Origin of the sequence: Cyanobium usitatum str. Tous (genome assembly GCF_003011885.1) — a bacterium.
GTDB lineage: Bacteria > Cyanobacteriota > Cyanobacteriia > PCC-6307 > Cyanobiaceae > Cyanobium_A > Cyanobium_A usitatum.
In genome coordinates this window covers 96,708-115,611 of sequence record NZ_PXXO01000002.1, presented here as the reverse complement: position 1 = coordinate 115,611, position 18,904 = coordinate 96,708, and the positions used below count along the sequence as shown (strand labels likewise).

The window sequence follows — 18,904 nt, the reverse complement described above, 5'->3', positions numbered from 1 at the left end:
CTGTCGTGAGTTCCGCCCCCGCTTCGTCTCAGAGTCCCGACGCTGGCCCCGAGAGCTCTTGCGGCGAAAGCGGTGCGATTCACCCCCTGATGGACGCCCTGGCGGCACGGATTCGTACGTTCTGGCAAGGCCTGCCCGAATTGGAAGCATTTGCGGTCTCTGCCGATCTCGAAGCCATTAGTGGCAGCCTCGATGGCGAATCACTATTCATACGCAACGAGCTGCGTCGCTGCAGGGGACTGCGCAAGCTGCACCTGGAAACCGCCCGCCTTGGAGCGGGATTGCAGATTTTGCACTGCGTACTCTTTCCGGATCCCAGCTTCGACCTGCCTGTTTTTGGGGCAGATATCGTGGCAGGCCCGGCCGGGGTCTCCGCCGCCATCGTCGACCTCTCGCCAGTTTGCGGTGAGCTCCCAGCCGGTATCGGTGAAGCTCTTGCCGCTAGGCCCCGCTGCAGCTTCGTACAGGAGCGGGAGCTGCCGGGCTGGGCGTCAATTTTTTCGCCCTACGTTCGCTTTGTGAGACCCACGAGCGCCGCTGAGGAGGCCGGGTTTCTCGACGAGGTAAGCGGCTTTCTCGATGTCCTGGCGTCGGCCATAGCCACCAGCGAGGCTCAGGCACCAACCCACCCAGCTACGCTTGCCAGATGGCAGGGTCAGCTCCGGTATTGCAAGCAACAGAAACAAAACGACAAGACCCGCCGGGTGCTGGAGAAAGCCTTCAACCCGGAGTGGGCCGATCGTTACATCGAGGAGTTGTTGTTCGACGATCCGCCAGCACCGTGAAGCGCGCCTTGCTGGGGGTTAACCGACTTTGGTGGCTTGGCGGAGCGGCCCTGGTGTTGGTTTTGGCTGTCGCCCTAGTCCGCCAGCAGCGACCATCCCCAGTGACTGCACCGGTGGTTGCCGTCACTCCTAGTAATCAGGAAGCGGTGGCAGCGCTTGGCCGGCTGGAGCCGGCTGGTGATGTGCGCTTGCTGGCGGCCCCCATCAGCGGCATCGGCGGGAGCCCCCGTATCTCCGAGCTTTTGGTTGAGGAAGGCGACCGCGTGAGCAGTGGCCAGCTGCTGGCTCGCTTTGACACAGCACCCACCCTTGTGGCCCAACAACAGCTAATCGAGGCTCGTCTTCGCAACCTTGACACCAGATTGGCTGTACAAACCCGCGACGTCCGTCGCTACCGCCAGCTGAGTCGTTCCGGAGCCATACCCAGCGGTGAGCTGGACAATCGCGAGACTGACCTGCTCAAGCTTCAGGGTGATCGCAACGAGGCATGGGCTGAACGCGAGAAACTCAAAGCTGAGTTGCTGCTTACCGAACTACGGGCGCCCATGGCTGGCACCGTGCTCAAACTCCATGCCCGAGTTGGAGAGCGCCCGACTGAAACAGGCGTACTTGAACTCGGCGCCAGCAACCGCATGCAGGCCTTGGTTGAGGTCTACGAAAGTGACATCGACCGAGTGCGCCTTGGCCAGAGCGTCTCTTTGATCAGCGAAAACGGTGGTTATCAAGGCACCCTTACTGGCGAGGTGATTCGGATCAGCCCCCAGGTGCGTCAGCGTTCAGTGCTTTCAACTGATCCCACCGGAGATGCGGATGCCAGGGTTGTGGAGGTGCGGGTGGCCCTAGATCCTGCTGATAGCCAGCGGGTGCGTGATCTCACGGGCTTAAAAGTGATTGCGCGCCTCGCTGCCATCAGGGCGCCTGGGCAGCCCTGATGCTTGGCCGTATCTGGCAGGGCCGCCGCATTCCCCTTGCCTGGCTGCTGTTGACTCGCCAGCCCGTGCGCCTGGCTGTCGCCCTGGCTGGCATCGCCTTCGCCGGCACTTTGATGTTTATGCAGCTGGGCTTCAGGGACGGCCTATTTGATGCCAGCGTCACTATTCACCGCCTCTTTGACACCGACCTGGTGTTAATCAGCCCCCGTTCCAGCAGCTCGGTGAGCATGGCCGGCTTTCCCCGCCGCCGTCTGGTGCAGGCCATGGCAGATCCAGATGTGGAGGGGATTACTCCGGTTCACTGGAATTTGCTGCTTTGGCGCAACCCAGACACCAAGGCAACCCGCTCAATCCTCACCCTGGGCTTTGAACCTGCCGATCCCCTATTCACCGACCCCAGCCTCGCGCCCAAGGCAAAGCTTTTGCAGGATCGGGGCCGAGTGCTGTTTGACGAGCTCTCCAGGCCAGAGTTTGGGCCTGTAGCCGAATGGTTTCGCAGCGGACGCACCGTCGAAAGCGAGATTAATGGCAAGAAAGTAAGGGTGGCCGGCCTGGTGGGGCTCGGCACCTCCTTTGGCGCTGATGGCAATCTGCTCACCAGCCAGGAGACCTATCTCCAGCTACTGCCAAATACTCCTCCAGGCAGCATTGAGGTAGGACTGATCCGCTTGCGACCTGGGGCAGATGCCGATGAGGTAGTCGAGAGGCTGAAGCGGGATTTACCAGATGACGTCAGCGTGCTGACCAAAACAGGCTTTATCGCCTTTGAGCAGAACTACTGGAGATCCAGCACCTCGATCGGTTTCATTTTCACCCTCGGCGCTGCCATGGGTTTCGTGGTGGGCTGCGTAATCGTCTACCAGATTTTGTATTCGGACGTCAGCGATCATCTGCCGGAATATGCCACCTTGATGGCGATGGGCTACCGGCTCCCCACCCTGCTTGGAGTGGTAGCTAGGGAGGGAATACTGCTTGCTGTATTCGGCTATCTGCCTGCCTACGCCGCCGGCCAGGGTCTCTATTTACTGGTGCGCAATGCCACCCAGCTACCGGTATCAATGAATCTGACCCGGGCACTGACGGTCTTCATCATGATTTTGGTGATGTGTATGGGCTCGGCAACCCTGGCGATGCGGCGCCTTGGTGACGCCGATCCCGCGGAGATTTTCTGATGGCTGCGATGGTGCGCCTGGAAGGCTTGAGGCATTCATTTGGCAGTGGCGTCAATCGCCGCCAGGTGCTCCAGGACATCAGCCTTTGCGTTGATCCCGGTGAAGTGGTGCTGCTTACAGGCCCCTCCGGCTGCGGCAAAACAACCCTGTTGACACTGATTGGAGCTCTGCGCCAAGTGCAGGAGGGCTCGGTACAGGTGTTTGGCGAAGAGCTCAAGGGAGCAAGCCGCGCCGACCGGCTCAAGTTGCGCCGCAGGATCGGCATGATCATTCAGGGCCACAACCTGCTCAGGTGCCTTACGGCGGAGCAAAACGTGCAGATGGGTGCAGACCTGCTGCAAGGTCTCAGTTATCGAGCCCGTAGGGATAGATCTCGGGAATGGTTGCGGGTCGTGGGCCTGAGCGACCATCTTGGCAAGCTGCCCCATGATCTCTCCGGTGGGCAGAAGCAAAGGGTCTCGATCGCCCGGGCTCTAGCCGCCAGGCCCCAGCTCCTATTGGCCGATGAGCCCACGGCGTCTCTGGACTCCCGTACCGGGCGTGAGGTGGTCGAGCTGCTTAAGGGACTAGCCAAGGACCAGGGATGCGGTGTGTTGATGGTGACCCACGACCCCCGGATTCTTGATGTGGCAGACCGTCTTGTGCAGATGGAGGACGGTCAGTTGAGCAACGGCGCCTTCGCAATTGAGTAGGATGGAGAATCGAATCTCTCCAACACGCCGCTCGCATGGCTAAGCGCAGGAATCTCAAGAAGGAAAAGCAAGAGCGGAATCGCTCCTACGCGCGCAAATTCAAGAAGCGCAAGCTGCGCAACGACGGCCGCGGTGAAGGCGCCGGCAATGGCGTTACCGGCACAGCCAACAACGGTGGCGCCGCCGACTGATCAGCGCAGCCCTTGCATCGCTGAGGGGATCCGAAAGGATCCCCTTTTTGCTGTTTAGACCCTCGCGGCGACTCCGATGTTCCTCAGCGTCGTCATCCCCACCTACAACCGCCTGCCGATCCTGCAGAAGTGCCTGCTGGCCCTTGAGGCCCAGGATCCCGCAGCGGAGATCACGGGCTATGAGGTTGTACTCGTCGACGACGGCTCAACCGATGCCACCGTTAGCTGGCTGCGGCAGCACAGCCTGCAGCTGCCGCACCTGCGACTGATCGAGCAGGAACACGGTGGGCCGGCTCAGGGCCGCAATCGGGGTGTGGAGGCAGCCCGCGGCGACGTGGTGGTTTTCATAGACAGCGATTTGGTGGTCACCCCCAGCTTTCTGCGTTGCCACGCTGTAGCCCTAGAGCGCGAGTGGCAGCGGCGCGGCAACCGCCTCTGTTTCACCTATGGGGCCGTCATAAACACCGCCAATTTCCAGGATCCCTGCAGCGAACCACACAAGCTTCAGGATCATTCCTTTGCCTATTTCGCCACCGGCAACGTGGCGATTGATCGGCAGCTGCTTGAGCAGGCCGGCCTGTTTGATACGCGTTTCCGTTTGTATGGCTGGGAAGACCTGGAGCTCGGCGAAAGACTGAGGCGGCTTGGAGTTGGGCTGGTGCGCTGCCCGGAGGCCGTTGGCTATCACTGGCATCCAGCCCTGAATTTGGAGCAGATCCCCGATTTGATTCGGGTGGAGCGGGAGCGAGCAAAAATGGGACTGGTCTTCTACCGAAAGCACCCAACCCGGCGGGTGCGGCTGATCATTCAGTTCACTTGGCTGCATCGCCTGCTCTGGGAGGCACTCACCCTGGGCGGCCTGCTCAACGAACGCAGCCTGCGGCCCCTGCTTGCCTGGTTGATCCGCCGCGGCCATGCGGGTGTGGCCATGGAGCTGTTGCGAGTGCCGCTCAACCGCCTGGGAGTGCGGGCCCTGTTTGCAGAAGCGAAAGCACTCAAGGATTCGGGTCAAGCCCCTAGCCCTATTTGATAGGGTGATCTCGTACAAATCACACCGCACACCTGCGTGTTTCGGGTGATCCGAGCAGCAATGCCCGTTGACCCTTCTGGTCGTACGGGTTGTTTTGGATCCCTGGCAGGTGGAGGCAAACCCGAAACTCCAACCCCAAATTATGGCTGTTGTAACTCTTGCCGAGATGATGGAGGCAGGTGCCCACTTTGGGCACCAAACGCGCCGGTGGAATCCCAAGATGTCGCGCTACATCTATTGCGCGCGCAACGGGGTTCACATCATTGATCTGGTGCAGACCGCCGTCTGCATGAACAACGCCTACAAGTGGACTCGCAGTGCGGCCCGCAGTGGCAAGCGCTTTCTGTTTGTTGGCACCAAGAAGCAGGCCTCTGAAGTGATTGCCCTGGAGGCCACCCGTTGCGGCGCCTCCTATGTCAACCAGCGCTGGCTGGGCGGCATGCTCACCAACTGGACCACGATGCGTGCTCGCATCGATCGGCTCAAGGATCTGGAGCGCATGGAAAGTTCGGGCGCCATCGCCATGCGTCCTAAGAAGGAAGCTGCTGTACTGCGCCGTGAACTGGAGCGCCTGCAGAAGTATCTGGGTGGTTTGAAAAACATGCGCCGCCTGCCCGACGTAGTCGTGCTGGTCGATCAGCGCCGTGAAACCAACGCCGTGCTTGAGGCTCGCAAGCTTGATATTCCCTTGGTGTCCATGCTCGACACCAACTGCGATCCCGACCTCTGCGACGTGCCGATCCCCTGCAACGACGACGCCGTTCGTTCCGTGCAGCTGGTGCTTGGCCGCCTTGCCGATGCCATCAACGAAGGCCGCCACGGAGCTCAAGATCAGGGCCGTGACGACGAGGGCTGATCCCCTTCCCTCTTATCGTTCACAACTTAGTAACCCGTACCCCATACCAACCCATGGCTGAGATTTCGGCAAAGCTGGTTAAAGAACTGCGCGATAAAACCGGCGCAGGAATGATGGACTGCAAGAAGGCGCTCTCTGAATGTGGTGGTGATGCCACCAAAGCCACCGAATGGCTGCGCCAGAAGGGCATTGCGACCGCTGAGAAAAAGGCTGGACGCACCGCCGCTGAAGGTGCCGTGGGCAGCTACATCCACACTGGTGCTCGTGTGGGCGTGCTGGTTGAGGTCAACTGCGAAACCGACTTCGTTGCCCGTGGCGACGTCTTCCAGGAATTGCTGCGCAATGTGGCCATGCAGATCGCTGCCTGTCCTGGTGTGGAGTACGTAAGCACCGATCAGATTCCTGCAGAGATTTCTGAGCGCGAAAAGTCCATCGAGATGGGGCGTGATGATCTCGAGGGCAAACCCGAGCAGATGAAGGTCAAGATCGTTGAGGGCCGAATTGGCAAGCGCCTCAAGGAACTAGCCCTGCTAGATCAGCCTTTCATCAAAGACAGCGCTGTCACCGTGGCGGAGATGGTGAAGCAGGTGGCCGGCAAGGTGGGCGAAAACATCCAGGTGCGTCGCTTCACCCGCTTCACCCTTGGTGAGGGCATTGAGGTGGAGAAATCTGATTTCGCTGCCGAAGTGGCAGCCATGAGCCAGACGGCCTGATCAACAAGCCAGTGACCCCATTGGAGGCTGCCCATCAGCAGCTTGAGGATCTGGAATCCCAGCTGGGGGCCTCCAACCCCCAGCTCTATCGCCACCTGGCTCTCTATCTCCAGGTGCTCAGAGACGGCCTGTTGAACAGTGTTCAACAGGCTTGTTTTCATGTTGCGACCCAAGTGCATCCTGATCGTTACAGCGATCTCGATGGCAACAAGCGCCGGGTGCTGCATCGGCGCATCCGCAACCTGGTTCAGCGGGCTAGCAGCTTGCTCACAGTTGAGCAAACCGCCCACCTAGCCGCTCAGATAGCCAGCGAACACAACAAGCAACTCAGCCGCCAACGCAGCAGGCTGCTGGCGGCCCTGGGAGGGGACGACTCTGAATCAGAGGAGCAAGACCAGGCTGAGGAGACTCCAGCAAGGGGATCAATCAACCTTGGAATGGCCCTTCCTATTGGAGCTGACTTCCTCAGCCCCTCCAGCTTCACCCTCCGCCCTCCGGTTGAGCTGGCGGAGCCCAATAGCAATCACCCAGGGGCTGAGATCGAGGAAGCGGACGAGCAACTGGAAGAGGTAGATGGCCAGCAAGACCGTGAGGTGACGATGCGGGCCATGGCGGAAGCCTTCAGCGATTGGTTGGTGGAGCCGTCCAACCGGACTCCTACGCCATGGGACGGAGGGCGCCTACCTTCAGACCCTGCGCTGCTGCTCGCCTGGATCGGCGGCTTTGAGCAGGCTCTCAGCCGCCGCCTGCGCAATCTCTCCCATGCTCTCAACGTTGAGCTAATGCGGCTGGGGATAACCACAACCTTGTTGCCTGTCAGCCTGCTTGATGCTGCTCTTACAGCGCAATTGGAGAGCTTGGAAGCTCCAGCGAATCTGCTGCGCTTGCCCCTGCCCTTCGGCCCGGAGCCTGCAGCCGGTCGCCTTGAAGCTATAGCGGTGCTGCTTCGGCCTGCTGACCTTGAGCATTCCCTGCCCAAATTGCACACCTGTCGTACCCGGATCCAGCAGCACCGGCAGGAGGTGCGCAGAATGGCTCAGCACTATCGCCGTCTCAGGCGGCGGGTTCAGGCATTAGAGGCGGAACAGCTGTGGCTGCAGGACATCAACCCAGCCCAGAGCCTGCCGAGCTGCCCGGACTAGAGGCCTGGCTGCGGGCTCTGCAGCAAGCCCTGCAGGTGGAGGCCGACCGAGGATTTATCGACCTAAAGGGCCGTCAAACCTGCTTCAGCAGCTTTGTGGTGCAGCAATTGCAACTGCGGCCGCAGGATCTGCCTGCCGAAGCCCTGCAGCGCTTACTTGATCTGTCAGCTGGTTTTCAGGCCTATGGCGAGTTGCCCCTAGCCAGGCGCCAGAGTCTGGTGCGAACGGCTAGGGAAAGGCTGCATGCCCTACGCCAGGCCCAGCAGCCAGTGCTAGCGGTAGCTCCACCCCGGCTGCGGCTGGTATCAAACTCAACAGCCGCCGGCAAGGCCCCCAATTCAGCCAGCCTCAACGCGGATACGCCTCTCTCGGAAGTTCGCGGGGTGGGCCCCAAGACCGCCAGCCGTTTAGCCCAGCTCGGTTTACTGCTGGTGCGCGACCTGGTGCACTACTACCCGCGTGACTATCTCGACTACGCCAATCTCGTGCGGATCAACGGGCTCAAACCGGGAACCACCGCAACGATTGTGGCAACTGTGCGCCGCAGCCATGCCTTTGCCAGCCCGCGCAATCCCAATCTTTCTATTCTCGAACTTCACCTAATCGATTGCACTGGGCGGATCAAGGTGACTCGCTTTTTTGCCGGGCAGCGCTTTTCCAGTCCTGGTTGGCTGCAATCCCAACAACGCCTATTTCCAGTTGGAGCCACCGTTGCGGTCAGTGGTCTGGTCAAGGAAACCCCCTATGGGCCGGCATTTCAGGATCCGTTGATGGAGGTTTTGGAGTCGCCCCAGGCACCGGTGCGCTCCGAAACTATCGGCAGGCTCCTGCCTGTCTACGGCCTCACTGAAGGATTGGGTGCAGACCGGCTGCGCCAGGTGGTGGAAGCCGTGATTCCCTTGGTGAGTAGCTGGCCCGATCCCCTGCCTGAGGCCCTGCGCCGCAGCCAGAAGCTGATGGGCCGCTCTGAAGCCCTTACCCAGATCCATGGGCCCAGCGGCCAGGAGCAGCTGCAGGCAAGCCGTCGCCGCTTGGTGTTTGATGAGTTTTTGCTGCTGCAGTTGGGCCTGGCCCAACGGCGCCGCCAACTGAGCCTGAGACCTGCTCCACCCCTGGCCTTGCCGCCGGGTGGCGAGGGCCTGGTGCAGAAATTTCTAACCATCCTGCCCTTTGGCCTTACCGGTGCCCAGCAACGGGTGCTAGCTGAGATCCGCGCCGATCTGGCCCGCCCCCAACCCATGGCCCGCTTGGTGCAAGGGGATGTGGGCAGCGGCAAAACCGTTGTTGCCCTGGCGTCCCTACTCACTGCGATCGAGGCGGGCTGCCAGGGGGCCCTGATGGCCCCTACCGAGGTGCTGGCCGAGCAGCACTACCGCAAGCTGGCGGAGTGGCTGCCCCAGTTGCACGTCACATCAGCTCTTCTCACTGGCTCCACCCCAGCACCGCGACGGCGCCAGCTGCTGCAAGATCTAGTCAACGGTCAGCTGCAACTGCTGGTGGGTACCCACGCCCTGCTGGAGGACCCAGTGCAATTCGATCGGCTTGGTTTGGTTGTCGTTGATGAACAGCACCGCTTCGGAGTGCGCCAGCGCAATCGCTTACTGGCCAAAGGGCTGCAGCCCCATCTGCTGACGATGACGGCTACACCGATTCCTCGCACCCTGGCTCTGTCTCTTCATGGCGATCTGGATGTCAGCCAGATCGACGAATTACCCCCGGGACGCCAGCCAATCCGCACCAGCATGGTCAAAGGCAGTCAGCGCCAGCGGGGCTATGAGCTGATCCGCGAGCAAGTGGCCCTTGGGCAGCGGGCCTATGTGGTGTTGCCGCTGGTGGAGGAGTCGGAGAAGCTCGAGCTGCGCTCGGCTGTGGAGGTGCACCGCCAGCTAAGTGAGGAGGAGTTTCCGGATTTAGCGGTAGGGCTATTGCATGGCCGGCTAAGCAGCGCTGAGAAGCAGGCAGCCATCGGCGCCTTTGCCAGCGGACAAACCCAGGTGCTTGTAAGCACCACGGTCGTGGAGGTGGGCGTTGATGTGCCGGAGGCCAGCGTGATGGTGATTGAACATGCTGAACGCTTCGGCCTTGCCCAGTTGCACCAGCTGCGGGGTCGAGTGGGGCGGGGAGCTGCCGCTTCCTACTGCCTGTTGATCAACGACAGCAGCAACGTGCTGGCCCGTCAGCGGCTTGAGGTGCTGGTGCGCACCAGCGATGGCTTTGAAATAGCCGAGATGGATCTGCGCCTGCGGGGGCCCGGCCAGGTATTGGGTACACGCCAGAGCGGCCTGCCGGATTTGGCCCTGGCGAGTCTCACCGAGGATGGAACTGTGCTCGAAGAAGCCCGCGACGTTGCTCGCCAGATCACAGCTGCTGATCCGGAATTGCGGCAGCATCAAGGTCTTGCCCATGCTTTAGCTGAGCAGCGGCGGCGCCAGATGGATCAAGCGGCCCGGCTTAACTAACTACGAAAACCCCCAAACATGAGCTGGCGTGCTGCCTATCTAGGCGGATAGGTAGTCGGATAGGTAGTCGGTGGCCTGCCCTGATAAATCGCGCATAGAAGCAACAGCCCGACGCTCTAGTCCACGGGCAGTATCACGACTGATACCAAGTTCACGGGCAACCGCTGACAAACTCATAGCCGTCTCCTGGTCGATGCCGTAAAGCATCCTAAGTAATTGGGCCTCCTGTTCAGGCAGCTGATCCAGCAACTTACGGATATTAGTCTTGAGACAATCCTCTAGTGCTAGCTGATCTGGTTGCACTCCACCGCAGGCTACTTTATCAAGCAGATTGATGGCTTCCCCGTCAGCTGTGGTGTAATCGCAGCTGAGCGGCTGCACGGCTCGAAACATCAGCTCCTCTACGTCCAGTTCAGTCATGCCTGCGGCTGAAGCAAGCTCATGAAGCCTGGGCGGACGGCCTAATAGCTGGGTCAGCTCACGCTGGCAGCGCTTGAGTTTGCTGAGGGCGGCCGTGATTGGTGCTGGTAGGCGAATCGTGCGGCTCTTGTTCTTGATTGCTTGAGTGATGCCCTCCCGTATCCACCAGTAGGCGTAGGTAGAAAACTTATATCCACGACTGGGATCAAATTTTTCCACGCCTCGCACCAGGCCAATCGTGCCCTCCTGGATCAGATCTGCAAGCTCAAAGCTGCTGTTGGTGTAGTTCTTGGCTATTGACACCACCAAGCGCAGATTCGCCGAAACCATTCTTTCCTTGGCCTGCCTGCCATCTCGGATCCTGGCTTGAAGCTCATCTATTTCCAGATCGACAGCAACAGCAAAGTCTTGGTCATTTGGGGCAACCCCGCCAGCCCTCAAGGTGAGCTCCTCGCGAACCTCATCGAGTGCGACCAGTTGTTGAACCTGGCGCCCAAGGGTGATCTCCTGCTCGGCGCTCAACAACGGCACCCTGCTGATGTCGCGCATGTAGGAGCGCAACAAATCTCGGCCATGGCTGCCATCTAGAGGGTGATCGCCGCTCAAAACGAAGCGAGTGGGCATGGGCGAGGCCTGGGTGATCGTCAGAGTTTCAAAACCTTAGGGGCTGGATACCCTGATCTGCCGGCCACCTCTGGCTTTGCTGCCCAGCTTGAATGGCAAAGCCTGACTGCAGCTCCTTTGCGCCCCTGGAATTCCATTCCGATTACTGAGGTTGATGAGCCGCTGCAGAAAATCCCAACGGCCTTGCTGCGGCTCGAACCCCATCCCTACGCGGCTCTGGGAGCGCCCTATGGGCCTGATGCATCTCCATTTCGGCTGCGGCAAGGCGTGGTCACCCGCCTGCTGCAAGCCCAGCAGGAGCTGCAGAAGGAGCAGCCTGGCTGGAGCCTGGCGATTTTTGATGCCTGGAGGCCCGTGGCCGTGCAGCGCTTCATGGTGCGCCACTCCCTAGTGGCCGAGTGTGGCCGAATCGGCATCAACCCCGACCATCCCTCCCCAGAGCGAGATCGGGCAGAGGCTGCCGTGGGCCGCTTCTGGGCCCCTCCCAGCGATGATCCGGCCACCCCACCACCCCACAGCACCGGAGCCGCCGTGGATCTCACCCTTGCTGATGCTGGCGGCCAGGCCCTGGCGATGGGGGGAGAGATCGATGCGATTGGCAGGGTTTCCGAACCCTTATTTCATCAAGCTGCCGCCTTGGCTGATTCCAGCAGCCCTGCCGCTGTCTGGCACCAGCGGCGCCAGTTGCTGGCCAGGGTGATGGCTGGGGCAGGATTTGAGCAGCACCCCAACGAGTGGTGGCACTTCAGCTGGGGGGATCAGCTGTGGGCCTGGCGTAGCGGCGCCAGGGAGGCCTTTTATGGACGAGTAGGTGATTCGGCCAGTTCCCGGCTCAGCTGAGCGGCCTGTTCCGGGCTCAGCAACTGGCGGCTTACGCAGCGGCTGAGGGTTTTGGCTGTCATCTCCAGCTGAATCTGGCGTAGGTATGCCAGGACGGCATCACCCTGGTCCGCAAAGGGCTGCAGTTGCTGCTGAAAGGCGGTTCGAATCCGCTCCGAATCGCAAGTGCTCAGATCGGGGTCGTAGAGCGTTTGGCGTGAGGCAGGTGGTGGTGACTGTTGCCGGCCCTGAGCCAAGAGGGGAGCCCTTATCAAGGCCACCTGAAATGTGAAGGAGAGGAACAGGGCAAAGCGGGCCCAGCTCATCCAGCCGCTGCTTCTAGCCATTGCTGCACGGTGTCACGGCCACTGTTGACCACAAAATCACCAAAGCTGCGGCGGCCGCCGGCACTCTGCCAAGCCTTCAGCAGCGGTTCGAGAGTGGTTTCTAGATCATCCAGCGGCATTTTCTCTAGGTAGGGCTCCGCTAGTCGGCTGAGGTTGGGGGTGCCCCCCAGCCACAACTGATATTGGTCGACACCACTGCCAACCAGGCCGATCTCAGCCATGTAGGGACGGGCGCAGCCATTGGGGCAGCCGGTTATGCGAACTAGCACCGAGCGGGAAATCTCAAGGCGCTTGAGCTGGGCTTCCAGCCGCTCCAGCACGCTTGGCAGGATGCGCTCAGCTTCCGTAACAGCGAGACCACATAGGGGCAGGGCCGGACAGGCGAGTGCGTGGCGCTGCAGCGGTGCAGGTGCCTCCGGTGCATCCATACCAAGCTCTGCCAAGGCAGCACGGATGGTGGAGCGCTGGGAGGTGCCGATGTTGCAGAGCAGCAGATCCTGGTTGGGGGTGAGACGCACCTCCAGCTTGTAGGTGTCGACCAGTCGACGTAAACCACTCTTGAACTCACCTGAAAGGCGACCGCACAGCACCGGCAGGCCCACAAACCAGAGGCCACGGCTCTGGCGATGCCAGCCGAGGTAATCCTCGAGCTTGGTTTTTGGCTCTAGCCGCATCGCCTTGATCGGGTGGGCGAAATAGCGCTCCTGCAGCTCCTGACGGAACCAGTCGACACCCCGGTCGTGGATCAAATACTTCATCCGGGCATGACGCCGTTGCTCCCGGTCGCCATGGTCCCGCTGGAGGGCCACGATCGCCTGCAGCAGTTCAAGCACGTGCCCGTAGGCCACATAGCCGAGGCGGTCAGCTGTACGAGCGAAGGTCTCCTCCTTGTTGTGGGTGCGGCCCATGCCACCACCTACGTAAACGTTGCAGCCGAGGGGGCTGCCTTGGGGGTCACAGAACAGCACCAAGCCGATGTCCTGGGTCAGCAGGTCCACCGAGTTGTCGCCGGGAACGGTGACCGCAACCTTGAATTTTCTGGGCAGGTAGGTGTCGCCATAGAGCGGTTCGGCCGCATCACCGCTGAAGACAGCACCCTCCTGCTGCAGTGCCTTGATCTTGGCTACCGCTGGGCTGGGCTTGATCCTGTAGCTGAGCTCACCATCAACCCAGAGGTCGAGGTAGGAACCCTCAGCCGCCTGGGGGGCGAGCAAATCAGCAATGTCGTCGGCAAGCTTGCGGGCTGCCGGGTAAGCGCCCTTTTCAAAGGGTGCTGCCGGGGCCATCACATTGCGGTTGATATCGCCACAGGCAGCCAGGGTCGAGCCCAGTTCGCGCACGATCGTGCCAATCACCTCTTTGAGGTTCTCCTTTCGGACGCCATGCATTTGAAATGCCTGGCGAGTGGTGACCCGCAAGCTGCCGTTACCTAGCCGGTCGGCAAGCTCGTCTATCGCCAGAAAGAGCGTCCCAGGTACTCGGCCACCGGGATTACGCAGCCGCAGCATCATCTGCCAATCCTTCTCCGCGCCCTTGCGTCGGTTTTCGCGGTTGTCCTGCTGGTAGCTGCCGTGAAACTTCAGGATCTGGACAGCACCTTCCGTGAAATTGGAGGAGTCGTTGCCGAGCTCCGTCAGCAATGGCTCTTTGAGGTGGCCACTGCTGGCCTTCAGCTGCTCAAATTTGGAGGCGGCCGGCTTGACTTCGGGCATCAGGTCCTTTGCACAACGCTCGGCACATCAATGAAGCTAGCGAACGGCGTTCAATACAGTCGTCTTGTGTTGCCCTGCCGCCGTGTCGACTTTTTTGCTCGAAATCGGCACTGAGGAACTTCCGGCCGATTTTGCCCGGCTAGCCCTGCCCCAGCTGGAGCAGCTAGTGCGCCGCGATCTCGCCACCTTGAGGCTTAGTCACGCCGGCATCTACTGCACAAGTACGCCTCGCCGATTGGTGGTCAGCGTGACTGGGCTGCCGCATCGCCAGCCAGACCTGGAGGAGGAGCGCAAGGGCCCTCCCCAGGCCCAGGCACTAAAGGATGGCGAGCCAACTGCTGCAGCCCTTGGCTTTGCGAAACGCTGTGGCGTCGCTCCCGAGGCCCTGGAAATTCGTGACACGCCTAAGGGGCCGTTTTTATTTGCCAGCTGCCTCGAACCAGGGCAGTCCACCACCGATGTGCTGGCAATCCAGGTACCCCTCTGGATTGAGGCCCTGCAGGGACGCCGCTTCATGCGCTGGGGGGAAGGGGAGAGTCGCTTCTCCAGGCCAGTGCGGTGGCTTGTGGCTCTGCTCGATGCCGAGCTGGTGCCCGTGAGCCTCATGGGCAGTGATCCGGTAGTGACGGCGGGCCGGGAGAGCCGGGGCCACCGCCTGCATCAGGCCAGTGTGACCATTGCTAGCGCCGAGGCCCATACCGAGCTGCTGGCCGCAGCCGGGGTGGAGGTTGATCGCGATCGCCGTGGAGCTCTGATCCGCAGCGCTGTTGAGGCTGCAGCCTCAACCCATAACGCCGATGCCGATCTGCCGGAGACGCTCTTCCAGGAACTGATTGACCTGGTCGAATCACCCACCTTGCTTGAGGGTCATTTCGACGAGCACTATCTAGGCCTGCCAGCCGAGGTGCTCAGCACCGTGATGCGCTCGCACCAACGCTATGTGCCCCTTTATGCAAAGGGCCATAACCTTGACCCCCTGGCCCTTGATGCCCGAGCCAGCCTGTTGCCACGCTTTTTGTGCGTCAGCAACGCCCTGCCTGAAGCCGCTGCCAGCGTGGCGCGTGGCAACGAGCGGGTGCTGAAGGCTCGGCTGGCCGACGCTGAATTCTTTGTACGGGCTGACCGCAATGTTGCCAGTATTGATCGCAGGTCGCAGCTAGGGCGTGTCACCTTCGCTGAGGGCTTGGGCTCCCTGCTAGATCGCACTGAGCGGCTCGAATGGTGCACCGACGTCCTACTTGAGCAGCTCGAGCTCTCCTCCAGCTGTGGCAGCCATGCCCGTCGGGCGGCCCATCTCTGCAAACACGACCTTGTCAGCCAGATGGTGGGTGAATTCCCAGAGCTGCAGGGGGCAATGGGGGGCAAATACCTGGTGGCAGAGGGAGAGCCCTATCAGGTAGGCCTAGCTGTGCTGGAGCACTACTTACCGCGTGGTGCGGGCGACGCCCTACCAAGCTCCGATGCGGGAGCTGTTGTTGCCTTAGCTGAGCGCCTGGAGTTGCTCTTAAGCATTTACGCCAAGGGCGAACGTCCTACCGGCTCCTCCGATCCCTACGCCCTGCGCCGGGCGGGTCAAGGCCTGCTGCAAATTTTGTGGAATAAGGGCTGGCGCCTGGATCTGCTCGCCCTGTTGCAGCGCTCATGTCAGCACTGGGCTGAGCTGCTGCCCCACTACACCGTTGATGCGGAGGGATTAACCACTGAGCTCGCCGACTTTCTGCGCCAGCGACTGGTGAGCCTGCTCGAAGAAGGTGGGATGGATAGCGACCTAGTGCAAGCGGTGGCTGGGCAAACGGGAGATCAAGGGCGGGTGCTTTCCGATCCAGAGGATGGACGGCAACGAGTTGCCCTGCTTATGGAGCTGCGCAGCTCGGGTCAGTTGGCAGCGGTGCAGGCGGTAGTTACCCGTGCAGCGCGGCTCGCAAACCAGGCCGATCTGCCAAGCAGCGTGCTTAGTGCCGAGGCAGTAGTCGATCCTGGCCTATTCGAAAAAAGCAGTGAGGCAGCCATGTTGGCGGTGCTCAACAAGCTTGAGCCCTTCGCCACCAGTAGCGCCCACGATCGCTACCGCGACCTGGCTGGAGGACTTTCGGCTGGCGCCCCAGCCCTGGCGGCCTTCTTTGATGGCGAGCAGAGCGTGATGGTGATGGCCGAAGATGGAGCGGTACGCAAAAACCGTCTCCATTTGCTTGGGGTGCTGCGCAATCAGGCTGCCGTATTGGCTGACTTCAGTCGCATCGTGGGATGATATTCCCGTAGAGTGTATACCTGTTATTGAACAAAATGCCTGTCCAAATTGAGGGTAATAATTGAGTTTACTTCCTTCGCCAGAGGCCCCTTCGCCACAGGCCCAATCGCCACAGACACCTGAACCACAGGCCCCGCCCGCGATTTCCCCTCGCCGCCGAGATTTTCAGCTCGAGGCCTTTCGCCAAGGCGATGACCGTATTGCCAGCTGGCAGCTAATCAATACCCTCCTGCCGACAGCCCTGCTGTGGGTATCCGTGCCAACGCTCGCTGCCGCCGGGCCTGCTCTACGACTACTGCTGCTGCCAGTGCTGCTGTTACTAGTCCTCTTTTCAGCGCGCTCATTCGCGCTCATGCACGATTGTGGACACGAATCTCTCTTCAAAACTCGCTGGTTAAACAGGCCCGTTGGTTTTCTCCTGGGTTGCTTAAATGCAATCCCCCAACATCCCTGGTCCCGCGGCCACGCTTTTCACCATAAACATAACGGCAACTGGGATCGCTACCGGGGCCCATCAGCGCTGCTGACCCTTAGCGACTACCTGGCCCTATCACCGCGTCAACGCTGGTTTTATGGACTTAGCCGCCACCCTCTGATGCTTATTCCAGGTGGGTGCTACTACCTACTGGTCCGGCCAAGGCTTGAGCTTGTGCTCGGTGTAGCTGAATGGCTGACATCTATGGCATCCCACCTAAGCCAAAAGGGGCTAGCTGGCCTTGCCGAGCTGCCAAAGCTGAACCGTAATTTTCGCTCCAGCCATTGGTACACATCGGCTGAGTGCATAGATCTTTTTGCTAATAATCTTTTGGTACTCACTAGTTGGTGGCTGATGGGATCCTGGCTTGGCCATGGTCTGTTTTGGAGCTGCTATCTATTTGTAATGACTTTGTCGGCAGCATTATTTCTTTGCATCTTTTTCGTTCAACACAATTTTGCAGATTCCTATGCCAGCGGCAACGAAGGCTGGGACTATCAGCGTGGCGCCCTAGAAGGCAGTAGTAACTTGGAAATGCCAGCAATCCTTAATTGGTTTTGGGCAGACATTTCCTTTCACAGCATTCATCACCTCTGTGAAAGAATTCCTAACTACCGCCTGCGAGCATGCCACGAAGCAAATGCGGTGCTACTTGAGGATTGCGCGCGATTACGCCTTGAAGATTTCCCCAGCAGCTTTAGATACGTTCTGTGGAATTCAGATACAAAAAAATTGCTCACATTAACCGAAGCCAATGTGAGCGTTGCAAACTGCTAATCAAAATTCTTAGGTGAACAATCTAATCGAAATCAATCCTTAGCAGCCAGTGCCGGTTCGCGGTCGTGATCAGGCTCTGCGTTATTTGCAGGCATTGCGTTAGTTTTGCGAGATTTAACACCAACCTTGATGCCACCCTTAATGGTGCTGACCGCCAGCATGGCATTAACTTCGGCTTCGCCTCGTACTGCGCTATCTACAGGTTTGTAGCCCTGAGGAGCAAGGGCATTGCCCCTAAGCACCGAGCCTAGGGTGAGCAGCGTAAGTTTCAACTGCTGCCAAGGATTCATCATTACCACCCGCTTATAAAGATAACTGTCGAAGGTGAGGCGCTGAACGTCCTTGTCGTCGCACATCTCGACAAATGCTTCACGAGCAGCATCGTTTCGGTAGAAAATATTTTGAAGAATCTCTAGAACTTTGTAGGTAGCCCCATATTGGCGATCCCATTTCTTCAGGTATTTTTTAAGGTCTGCTTCGGCAGGAACCTTGCTACCACTGGCACTAGATTCAACGATCTGTTCGGCACACATGCGACCGCTTTTGGCGGCAAAATAAATACCCTCGCCAGAGCTCTTGGTGACATAGCCAGCCGCATCACCAACTAGTGCCATGCGGCCAACTACCCGACGAGGACGGGGATGTTCCGGGATCGGATGAGCCTCGACTTTGATTACTTCGCCGTTAACCAACCGTTTTTTGGCCCGTTCGCGGATGCCCTCCTGAAGCCCCTTGATCAACCCTTGGTTTTGTTGCATGGTTCCGGTACCAACCGCCACGTGGTCGTACTTAGGAAACACCCAGGCATAAAAGTCAGGAGATACATCTGTACCTACATACATCTCAGCCAGGTTTTCGTAGTACTTCATCTCCTCGGCAGGCAGCCTGATCCGCTCCTGAAAGGCAATGGCTACGTTGTAGTCGCCGGCATCCATAGCCTTGGCAACTCGACTATTAGCTCCATCAGCCCCAACGATTAAATCAACCTCAAGAGTCTTGGTTTCACCTGTTGCTTCACCAGCGCCGTAATCAGAATAGGTAAGCTTATAAGGGCCCTGTCGGTTGGCACCAGTATCAATTTTGGTAACCAAGCCGTTCACGAGCTGGGCACCTAGTTCGGCAGCTCGGTTGCGAAGAAAGGCGTCCATTACCTCCCTGCGGCACATGCCAATATATTCATTCTCATTTTCTAAATTAATATCCACCTCCCTGTTTGAAGGGGAGATCATTTTCATGTTGCGCACCTTGCGGTCGATGATCGACTCAGGCAAGTCGAATTCCTCAACCATGCAAAGAGGAATGGCCCCGCCACATGGCTTGGCGTTGTCGAGCTTGCGCTCAAAAATCCAGGTTTGAATACCGGCCTTGGCAAGCACCTCAGCCGCACAGGATCCACTGGGGCCGCCACCCACAATCGCGACTCGCAACATCAAAAAAACGCTCCGCCAATATGGATGCTGCTGGGAAGCTAACACCGATAACCGGTCAGGTGGTGGGCAATCCGACCTCC

At 59.6% G+C, this 18,904-nt stretch carries 17 protein-coding genes; 13 read left to right on the top strand and 4 right to left on the bottom strand.

The features are described from left to right. Window positions 1-5 precede the first annotated feature (5 nt). The 10 genes from C7K55_RS02485 (at window position 6) to recG (ending at window position 9,972) form a co-directional block, all read left to right on the top strand. Window positions 6-785, top strand: coding sequence for a phycocyanobilin:ferredoxin oxidoreductase (locus C7K55_RS02485; RefSeq protein WP_396094813.1), 780 nt, complete (start codon window positions 6-8; stop codon window positions 783-785). Beyond that, window positions 782-1,717 (top strand): HlyD family efflux transporter periplasmic adaptor subunit, encoded by a 936-nt coding sequence (locus C7K55_RS02480; protein ID WP_241518120.1) that lies wholly within the window; start codon window positions 782-784, stop codon window positions 1,715-1,717. The genes C7K55_RS02485 and C7K55_RS02480 overlap by 4 nt, the downstream gene beginning before the upstream one ends. Then, entirely contained in the window at window positions 1,717-2,889 is a 1,173-nt protein-coding gene (gene devC, locus C7K55_RS02475) for an ABC transporter permease DevC (protein WP_106501827.1), read from the top strand. The genes C7K55_RS02480 and devC overlap by 1 nt, the downstream gene beginning before the upstream one ends. Beyond that, window positions 2,889-3,581, top strand: a complete 693-nt coding sequence (locus C7K55_RS02470; protein WP_106501826.1) for a DevA family ABC transporter ATP-binding protein — start codon at window positions 2,889-2,891, stop codon at window positions 3,579-3,581. The genes devC and C7K55_RS02470 overlap by 1 nt, the downstream gene beginning before the upstream one ends. 35 nt (window positions 3,582-3,616) lie before the next feature. Continuing rightward, entirely contained in the window at window positions 3,617-3,772 is a 156-nt protein-coding gene (locus C7K55_RS13680) for a hypothetical protein (RefSeq protein WP_011129965.1), read from the top strand. A 76-nt stretch (window positions 3,773-3,848) separates the two neighbouring features. Further along, window positions 3,849-4,802 (top strand): glycosyltransferase family 2 protein, encoded by a 954-nt coding sequence (locus C7K55_RS02460; RefSeq protein ID WP_106501825.1) that lies wholly within the window; start codon window positions 3,849-3,851, stop codon window positions 4,800-4,802. 142 nt (window positions 4,803-4,944) lie between these two features. After that, entirely contained in the window at window positions 4,945-5,658 is a 714-nt protein-coding gene (gene rpsB / locus C7K55_RS02455; RefSeq protein WP_094559589.1) for a 30S ribosomal protein S2, read from the top strand. A gap of 53 nt (window positions 5,659-5,711) precedes the next feature. After that, entirely contained in the window at window positions 5,712-6,371 is a 660-nt protein-coding gene (gene tsf / locus C7K55_RS02450; RefSeq protein ID WP_106501824.1) for a translation elongation factor Ts, read from the top strand. Window positions 6,372-6,382: 11 nt separating this feature from the next. Beyond that, a complete protein-coding gene (locus C7K55_RS02445; protein WP_106501823.1) occupies window positions 6,383-7,513 on the top strand; it encodes a hypothetical protein in 1,131 nt (376 codons plus the stop codon). After that, window positions 7,462-9,972, top strand: a complete 2,511-nt coding sequence (gene recG, locus C7K55_RS02440) for an ATP-dependent DNA helicase RecG (protein WP_193486105.1) — start codon at window positions 7,462-7,464, stop codon at window positions 9,970-9,972. Before C7K55_RS02445 ends, recG begins: the two co-directional genes overlap by 52 nt. A 39-nt stretch (window positions 9,973-10,011) precedes the next feature. Here the strand turns inward: recG and C7K55_RS02435 are convergent, their stop codons facing one another. Next, window positions 10,012-11,016, bottom strand: a complete 1,005-nt coding sequence (locus C7K55_RS02435) for a sigma-70 family RNA polymerase sigma factor (protein ID WP_106501822.1) — start codon at window positions 11,014-11,016, stop codon at window positions 10,012-10,014. A 117-nt stretch (window positions 11,017-11,133) separates the two neighbouring features. On the opposite strand from C7K55_RS02435, the gene C7K55_RS02430 reads away from it, so the two are divergent. Next, on the top strand, window positions 11,134-11,856 hold the full coding sequence (locus C7K55_RS02430; protein ID WP_106501971.1) for a M15 family metallopeptidase: 723 nt from the start codon (window positions 11,134-11,136) through the stop codon (window positions 11,854-11,856). Here the strand turns inward: C7K55_RS02430 and C7K55_RS02425 are convergent. Next, window positions 11,814-12,161 (bottom strand): hypothetical protein, encoded by a 348-nt coding sequence (locus C7K55_RS02425; protein WP_106501821.1) that lies wholly within the window; start codon window positions 12,159-12,161, stop codon window positions 11,814-11,816. The genes C7K55_RS02430 and C7K55_RS02425 overlap by 43 nt on opposite strands. After that, window positions 12,158-13,894, bottom strand: a complete 1,737-nt coding sequence (gene sir / locus C7K55_RS02420; protein ID WP_106501820.1) for a sulfite reductase, ferredoxin dependent — start codon at window positions 13,892-13,894, stop codon at window positions 12,158-12,160. Before sir ends, C7K55_RS02425 begins: the two co-directional genes overlap by 4 nt. 82 nt (window positions 13,895-13,976) lie before the next feature. On the opposite strand from sir, the gene glyS reads away from it, so the two are divergent. Further along, window positions 13,977-16,142: a glycine--tRNA ligase subunit beta gene (glyS, locus tag C7K55_RS02415; protein WP_106501819.1), complete on the top strand. Its 2,166-nt coding sequence runs from the start codon at window positions 13,977-13,979 to the stop codon at window positions 16,140-16,142. Between the two features lie 256 nt (window positions 16,143-16,398). Then, window positions 16,399-17,394, top strand: a complete 996-nt coding sequence (locus C7K55_RS02410) for a fatty acid desaturase (protein ID WP_241518119.1) — start codon at window positions 16,399-16,401, stop codon at window positions 17,392-17,394. 32 nt (window positions 17,395-17,426) lie between these two features. Here the strand turns inward: C7K55_RS02410 and chlP are convergent, their stop codons facing one another. Further along, window positions 17,427-18,824, bottom strand: a complete 1,398-nt coding sequence (gene chlP, locus C7K55_RS02405; protein ID WP_106501818.1) for a geranylgeranyl reductase — start codon at window positions 18,822-18,824, stop codon at window positions 17,427-17,429. Between the last annotated feature and the right edge of the window lie 80 nt (window positions 18,825-18,904).